Source organism: Nonomuraea fuscirosea (assembly GCF_003001935.1).
In the GTDB taxonomy this organism is placed as follows: domain Bacteria; phylum Actinomycetota; class Actinomycetes; order Streptosporangiales; family Streptosporangiaceae; genus Nonomuraea; species Nonomuraea fuscirosea.
On sequence record NZ_PVNG01000005.1, the window covers coordinates 438,684 to 445,925 of the forward strand.

The window sequence follows — 7,242 nt, forward strand, 5'->3', positions numbered from 1 at the left end:
TCCGGCGATTTGGACGATGCCGAAAGGGACCATATAGTCCATTAGCGAATTCACGACGACGCCCACGGCACACCGTTGACGGGGCCACTGCCAGCGAAGGAGCGGACATCGTCATGAGCTACGACACGGACACCAAGGACCACACCCGCGCTTCGTGGATCGGCATGCGTTCCGTCCGGGCCTCGTGCACCCTCATCGTGGCGCTGTTCGCCAGCGGCGTCCTCGTGGTGCTCGGGGCGACGCTGGATCTGGCGATCCGGTCCCACATCGAGTCCAGCTCCTTCCGGCTGGCCGAGGAGGTGGCGAGCCGGTGGAGCCCGGTCGCCCGGCAGGGTCTGGTGCCGCGGCCGATCCCCGCCGGCCCGCCCGTCGGCCTGATCCAGGTCGTGGACGTCCACGACCGGGTCGTGGACTCCAGCCGGGACGCCTCCGCGACCGTGCCGCTGAGCCGACACCGGCCGCCGCCCGACGCCCGCTTCCAGCCGTACCGGGAGTGCCCGCCGGACGGGCGGTGCGTCCTGCTGCAGGCCATCCGCCTCACTCCGGCGGCGGACGCGGGCGTCGTCTACGCCGGCATCCCCGAGCCGGAGCTGCTGGCCACCCATCAGCTGGAGTACGCCATCGCGGCCGGGATCGTCGCGGTCACCGGGATCGCGGCCTGGGCCGCGTGGGTGCTGGTGGGGCGGGCGCTGCGTCCGGTCGAGGCGATCAGAGCCAGGATCTCGCAGATCACGGTGAGCGACCTCAGCCTGCGCGTGCCGGAACCTCAGGGCGACGACGAGATCAGCCGGCTCGCCACCACCGCCAACCACACCCTCGGCCGGCTTGAGGGCGCGGTGGAGCAGTTGCGCCGGTTCGCCTCCACCACGAGCCACGAACTGCGCACCCCGATCGCCGGTATGCGCACGCAACTGGAGGAGGCGCTGCTCTACCCGGACGACGTCGCCGCCGAGGACGCGCTCAGGGGCGCGCTCTCCACGGTCGGCCGGCTGGAGGCCATCGTCGACGACCTGCTGCTGCTCGCCCGGCTCCGGGCCGCCGATCCGCTGCCCGCGGCGCGGATCGATCTCGGCGAGCTCGTCGCCGCCGAGGTGAGCGCGCGGCCCTCACCCGTGCCGATCAAGGTCGACACGCCCGCCGGGCTGCAGATCCTCGGCTCCCGCATCCAGCTCATCCGCGTGCTGGACAATCTCCTCGCCAACGCGTGGCGGCACGCCGAGTCCGCCGTGACGGTCAGCGTCGGGCCGGCCGGTGACGGGGTCGCGGTGACGGTGGCCGACGACGGGCCCGGCATCCCGCCCGACCAGCGCGAACGTGTCTTCGACCGGTTCGTCCGCCTGGACGACGGCCGCCGCCGCGACCCCGGCGGGAGCGGGCTCGGCCTGGCCATCTCGCGCGACATCGCGCACGCCCACCGTGGCACCCTGACGGTCGAGGACTCGCCGCGTGGGGCTAGGTTCGTCCTGTGGCTGCCGCTCATCGGCGGAGGTCCCGCGACGGCACCTCGGACGTAAGGGCGACAGGCACGCACGCGGCCGCCATCGGCAGGAATAGATCGGGCGCGTGCAGTGTCTTTACGTGCACGTTCAGGTGCGTTTCATCTGGTTCACCGATTATGCGGAGAAAGGCCGGGATACGGCGATTACCGCACCCCGTTCACCAGTGACACCGACGACAACTAGGGAGACGACGTGACCACCGAGAAGGCCATCCTCGCCGGCGGCTGCTTCTGGGGCATGGAGGAGTTGTTCCGCAACCAGCCCGGCGTCGTGTCGACGCGCGTCGGCTACAGCGGCGGTGACGTCCCGAACGCCACCTACCGCAACCACGGCACCCACGCGGAGTCCATCGAGGTCGTCTACGACCCCGAGCAGACCGACTTCCGCGCGCTGCTCGAGTTCTTCTTCCAGGTGCACGACCCCTCGACGAAGAACCGCCAGGGCAACGACATCGGCACCAGCTACCGTTCGGCGATCTTCTACACCAGCGACGAGCAGAAGCGGGTCGCCGAGGACACGATCGCCGACGTCGACGCCTCGGGCCTGTGGCCCGGCAAGGTCGTCACCGAGGTCACCCCGGCGGGTGACTTCTGGGAGGCCGAGCCCGAGCACCAGGACTACCTGCAGAAGTATCCGAACGGCTACACCTGCCACTTCCCCCGTCCCGGGTGGAAGCTGCCTAAGCGGGCCTCGGCCTGACGGCCTGACACCTCCGGCGCGCGGATCCCGGTCCGCGCGCCGACGCATGTCCGGGAGAACGCGGGCCCGCTTCCGGGAGAACGCGGACGCACGTTCGGGAGAACGCAAGCGCATATTCGGGCGAACCCCGACGACAGCAGCTCCGTCCGCAGGACGCGCGCCGTCACGTCGTGAGGAACGACTTCACGTGGTCGAGCGCCAGGTCGAGGGCGACGGCCATGGGCTCGATGTCGTGCGCGGTCTCGGCGAGCAGGTATCCGCCCTGCAAGGCGGCCATCAGACCCGTGGCGAGTCGCTCCGGGTCGGCGTCCGGCCTGAGCACCCCGTTCTCCTTCATTCGCCGCAGACCGGCGGCGAGCAGCCCTTGCCACTGCGCGAAGGACTCGGCCAGCGTGACGCGGGCCTGCTCGTCCTGGTCGGCGAGCTCGCCGGCCAGCGAACCGAGCGCGCAGCCGTACGCGCCGTTCTGCAACGCGTTCCGCCGCACCAGCGCGTCGCGCCAGCGGATCAGGCCGCGGAACGACTTCAGCCGCTCCAGGTTGGCGCGCTCCCGCTCCAGGACCTGCGCGGAGCGCTCCGCGACGACGGCGCGGACCAGCTCCTCCTTGTCCGCGAAGTGGTTGTAGAGCTGGGACTTGCTGGTGTTGCTCGCGGCCCTGACGTCGTCCAGCGTGGTCGCGTTGACGCCCTTCACGTACATCAGCTCGACGGCGGCCGACACGATGCGCGCGCGGGTCGAGGCCCCACGGGGCGTCAGCCTCCGCTCCGGCTGTGCGTTCTCCGGCCTGCTCACCACTCCAGGCTACCTCGCCCGATCACTCTCGACGGACCGATGAGTCCATACAGCACACCCTTGCCCGTCTCCAGACGCATGGCCTGCTAGCATGATGGACGAAATAGTCCAAAGACTTGGTCCGGAGTACGGCGGCGAGGACCGGATGCGGGGAGGTGCCTGATGAAGGCGATCGTGGTGACGGACGAGGCCGCGGGGACGGCCGGGATGACCCTGACGGAGCGGCCACAGCCACAGCCGGCCGGAAACGACGTGCTGGTGGAGGTGCACGCGTCGGGCTTCACTCCGGGCGAGCTGACCTGGCCCTCGACCTGGACCGACCGCCTCGGCCGCGACCGGACGCCGTCGATCCCCGGCCACGAGCTGGCCGGCGTGGTCAGCGCGCTCGGCTACGGCACGACGGGGCTGTCGGTCGGCCAGCGGGTGTTCGGCCTCACGGACTGGACCCGCGACGGCACCCTGGCGGAATACACGGCCGTCGAGGCGCGCAACCTCGCCCCGCTGCCGGGCGACCTCGACTTCACGGTGGGCGCGAGCCTGCCGATCTCGGGCCTGACCGCGTGGCAGGGCCTGTTCGAGCACGGCCGGGTCCGGGCGGGGCAGAGCGTCCTCGTCCACGGTGCGGCCGGCGGCGTCGGCTCCATGGTGACGCAGCTCGCCCGCGAGGCCGGCGCGTACGTCATCGGCACCGGGCGTGCCGCCGACCGGCGGGCGGCGCTCGACTTCGGCGCGCGGGAGTTCGTCGACCTGGAGAACGAAACCCTGGAGGACGTGGGCGGGGTCGACCTGGTCTTCGACGTCATCGGGGGCGGCATCGGGCAGCGCTCCGCGGGCCTCGTCCGAGCCGGCGGAACGCTGGTGAGCATCGCCGGGCCGCCGCCGGCACGACCCGCCGACGGCCTGGCGATCGACTTCGTCGTCGTGCCCGACCGAGCTCAGCTGGGCGAGATCGCCCAGCGGGTGCGGGACGGACGGCTGCGGACGGTCATCGGCGACGTCGCGCCCCTGGACGACGCCGTCGCCGCCCTCAACCCGGCCGAGCGGGTCAAGGGCAAGACGATCATTCGCGTACGTCCGTGACGGACCGCTGGTAGCGGCCCGCGTAGGTGGATGAGTCCTTGATCAGGTCGTCGCAGAACCCGTAGAACCCGCGCGGCGGGCCCAGCTCGGACGGGCGCTCGGCCACCTGGACGAGCCCCTTCCTCTCCAGCGGAAATGCGTCCGTGCTCAGGCCGGTTACGTCAGAACACCATGGTGAGCAGGTCGGCGAACAGCTCGTGCTCGTCGACCTCCAGCCCGCGCTTCGTGAACCACGTGGCCATGTTGTGGCAGTCGCGCATCAGGAAGTCCATGCCCTGCGGGTTGCCGACGACGTCCACGACCTGGGGCAGGTCGATCAGCACGATCCGCTCGTTCTGCGCGAGCACGTTGTACGGCGAGAGGTCGCCGTGCGCGAGCCCCGCCCGGGCCAGCTCCCGCATGCCGTCGCGGAGCTGCTCGAAATACCCGCCGAGCAGCTCCTTCGACGGCCGGACCTGGGCCAGCCGGGGCGCGGCACCGCCCTCGCCGTCGTCGATGAACTCCATCAGCAACTCGGTGCCGTCCACCTGCACGGGATACGGCACCGGGACGCCTGCCAGCCAGAGCCGGTTGAGTGCCTCCCACTCGGCGTACGCCCACTGACCGGCCGCGACACCGCGGCCGTGCGCGGTCTTCTTCGCCATCGCCCGGCTGTCGCGGCTGTTGCGGATCCGGCGGCCCTCGGCGTACGACGTGCTGCGGTGGAAGGTGCGGTGCTCCTCCGTGCGGTACCGTTTCGCGGCCAGCAGCGAGGACTTCGCCGGGTTGTCGCCGATGGCTTCGACGGCCCGTTCGAGCAGGAAGACGTCGGCTTCCTTGCCGGTCTTGAGCACGCCGAGCTCGGTGTCTACGGCGGCCTGGTCCGTCACGACCCACGAGGGGCGCGGCTCCGGGCCGCGGCAACCGCGCTCGACGTCCAGCCAGGTGGACCACCGCTGGCCCGGGTCCAGCTCCTCGTCCACCGAGTGGAACGCGAAGACGAAGGGCGTGGCCGGATCCGACCGGGAGTCGTCACCGGCGTACGCGGACGGGCGGGGGCCGAGGCCGGAGGAGGTGTCAGAGAATTCGTACTCGGAAGACAACGGGAATGCTCCTGAACAGAGAGGTGAGACTGATGCGGACATGCCGCAGCACGGTGTTGGCCATCCGTCAGCCCTCCTTGGTCCAGGCAGCGCTCTCCGCCGCTCGATCGGCCCAGCATGCCCGACCCGTTTCGGCCCCCGCAACGTATTTAACGGCGCCCGGGTCGGTGCCGAAGCGCGTGGTCAGCCCCCACCGGGGCTGGTGCCGGACTCCTCTGCGGTCTCCGCCTGGACGAGGTCTCTGACGGCGGCGATCGGGACGTCCTCGGTGAGGCTGCGGACCAGCAGGGTCTCGACGCCGAGCAGCATGGCTCTCGCCCGCTCCCTGGGCAGGTACGCGGTGTCGATGATGAGGCTGAGCTGGCCGGTGTCCGGGGCGGTCCCCAAGGTGAAGAACACCTTGAACCGGACCCCCGGCCAGGCGTTCGTGACGTACGTACGGGTCTGCGCCGTGAGCGGGGTCAGATCCGCGCCGGGAGTGAGGCGGGGCAGGTTCGGCCAGGTCCCGTCGCCCCGCCTGTCGTTGAAGAAGGCGTCCAGGTCCGGTTCCCTGCCCCTGACGCGACCGATCTCCGCGCGCATGGCCTGCATCTCGAAGGGGTCGTAGTGGGCGTTGCGATAGGCCATGAGGGCGCTGCGGTGCGCGGCCAGGCAGGTGTCGGTGAAGCCGGTGCCGGGCAGGTCGAGCACGAGCAGGCCGTCCTGGCCCACGGTGGCGACCAGCGGCCGGGTGCGGGGATCGCGCCGGTTGCTGTGGACGAGCTGCATGACCGCCCGCGGCCGTTCGCTCACGACGGCCAGGACGGTGGCGCAGGCGGCGATGAGCACGCTCGTCGTGCTGATCGTCAGCCGTTCGGCCAGCCGCACGGCCGCCGCCGCGAGCGCCACCGACTCCATGCCGACCTCGATGAACCGGGGTTCCTCCGGCTCCCCCGGCGGATGGTCGAACACCTCCAGCGGGACCGTTTCGAGCACCGAGCGCCAGTAGCCGATCGACCGCCGCGAACGCGCCAGGAACGGCTCCGCACGCTCCAGCTCCGCCTGCTCCGTCGGCTGCCACTCCGGCGCCGGCAGGTCGTCGCCCCTCAGCAGCGCCCGCCACTCAGCCGACAGCAGGCTCAGCGCCTGGAAGTCCACCGCCAGATGCGAGAAGGCGAACGCGAGGGCCCTCGGCCTGCCGTCGGCGAGCACGATGACGCAGCGCAGAGGGAGATCCGCGTCGTGGGCGAAGACCGTGGTGCCCAGCTCGGCGGCGATGCGCGTGGCGGTGCCCAGCGGTCCGTCCGGGCCCGCCGGCGCCAGCTCCACGGTCAGCTCGCCGCCGCGCGCCACCCGCTGCACCGGGCCGTGCGGGGTGTCGGCGAAGGTGGTACGCAGGCTCTCGTGGCGTTCGAGCATCCGGCCCAGCGCGCCCAGCACGGTCGTGAGATCGCGCCTGCCGTGGACCGGCAGCACCCATGGGCAGTTGAGGAAGGACTGGCTGGGGCCCATCAGGTGAACGGCCCGCCACATCAGCCGCTGTCCCCAGGTCAGCGGCGCCTCGCCGTCCCGGGTCCCGCTGAACGGCACCGAGACGGTCTCACGAGTGGCCGCCGAGACGGCCGCCGGAGTGGTCGCCGGGGTCGTCGAAGGGGTCATCGGGCGTCCAGCAGGCCCGACAGGTGGGCGGCGAGGGCGTCCACCCGCTCGAAGGCGGACAGGTCGCCGCCGAGATCCAGGTCCACCTCGAAGGCGTCCTCGATCGCGTCGATGAGCCGGATCCACGCCAGCGAGGTCAGGCCCAGCGCCGACAGCGAGTGATCGCCCGCGAGCGCCTGCTCGGCGCTGATCTCGCCGCCGGACACGTCGGCCACCAGGTCCGCGAGCCTGTGCTCCAGGGCGCCGCTCACCGCGCGCTCCCGTCGGCGTCCTGGCGCAGCCGCAGACTGCGCGGCCGCATGTCCGTCCAGATCTCGTCGATGTGGTCCAGGCACTCCTGCCGGTCGCCCGTGAAGCCCGTGGCCCGCCAGCCGTCGGGGAGCCGCCGGTCGAGGGGCAGCAGCGAGTACTGGTCCTCGTCGTTGACGACCACCTGGTGCCGTCCCGTCAT

The 7,242-nt window shown here is 71.5% G+C and carries 9 protein-coding genes; 3 read left to right on the plus strand and 6 right to left on the minus strand.

The annotated features are described in order from the left end of the window. Nucleotides 1-113 precede the first annotated feature (113 nt). Entirely contained in the window at nucleotides 114-1,514 is a 1,401-nt protein-coding gene (locus B0I32_RS14810) for a sensor histidine kinase (RefSeq protein ID WP_106239055.1), read from the plus strand. A 177-nt stretch (nucleotides 1,515-1,691) separates the two neighbouring features. Then, nucleotides 1,692-2,198 (plus strand): peptide-methionine (S)-S-oxide reductase MsrA, encoded by a 507-nt coding sequence (gene msrA / locus B0I32_RS14815; RefSeq protein WP_106239058.1) that lies wholly within the window; start codon nucleotides 1,692-1,694, stop codon nucleotides 2,196-2,198. A 163-nt stretch (nucleotides 2,199-2,361) separates the two neighbouring features. Here msrA and B0I32_RS14820 read toward each other — a convergent pair whose 3' ends face one another. Then, entirely contained in the window at nucleotides 2,362-2,991 is a 630-nt protein-coding gene (locus tag B0I32_RS14820) for a TetR/AcrR family transcriptional regulator (protein ID WP_219911795.1), read from the minus strand. 162 nt (nucleotides 2,992-3,153) lie between these two features. Between B0I32_RS14820 and B0I32_RS14825 the strand changes: the two genes are divergently transcribed. Further along, nucleotides 3,154-4,071 (plus strand): NADP-dependent oxidoreductase, encoded by a 918-nt coding sequence (locus tag B0I32_RS14825; RefSeq protein ID WP_106239059.1) that lies wholly within the window; start codon nucleotides 3,154-3,156, stop codon nucleotides 4,069-4,071. Here the strand turns inward: B0I32_RS14825 and B0I32_RS60920 are convergent. From B0I32_RS60920 to B0I32_RS14845, 5 genes are all read right to left on the minus strand, one after another. Beyond that, nucleotides 4,052-4,177: a hypothetical protein gene (locus B0I32_RS60920; RefSeq protein WP_281262597.1), complete on the minus strand. Its 126-nt coding sequence runs from the start codon at nucleotides 4,175-4,177 to the stop codon at nucleotides 4,052-4,054. The two genes, B0I32_RS14825 and B0I32_RS60920, sit on opposite strands and share 20 nt — an antisense overlap. A 55-nt stretch (nucleotides 4,178-4,232) precedes the next feature. Then, nucleotides 4,233-5,153 carry a serine protein kinase RIO gene (locus B0I32_RS14830; RefSeq protein WP_219911796.1) on the minus strand — a complete coding sequence of 307 codons (921 nt, stop codon included), beginning with the start codon at nucleotides 5,151-5,153 and terminating at the stop codon, nucleotides 4,233-4,235. A 183-nt stretch (nucleotides 5,154-5,336) separates the two neighbouring features. Continuing rightward, entirely contained in the window at nucleotides 5,337-6,791 is a 1,455-nt protein-coding gene (locus tag B0I32_RS14835) for a condensation domain-containing protein (protein ID WP_106239065.1), read from the minus strand. After that, nucleotides 6,788-7,042 (minus strand): acyl carrier protein, encoded by a 255-nt coding sequence (locus B0I32_RS14840; RefSeq protein ID WP_245955828.1) that lies wholly within the window; start codon nucleotides 7,040-7,042, stop codon nucleotides 6,788-6,790. Before B0I32_RS14840 ends, B0I32_RS14835 begins: the two co-directional genes overlap by 4 nt. Next, the gene (locus B0I32_RS14845; RefSeq protein WP_106239067.1) at nucleotides 7,039-7,242 is read right to left on the minus strand and encodes an MbtH family protein; all 204 of its coding nucleotides are present in this window, start codon (nucleotides 7,240-7,242) and stop codon (nucleotides 7,039-7,041) included. The genes B0I32_RS14840 and B0I32_RS14845 overlap by 4 nt, the downstream gene beginning before the upstream one ends.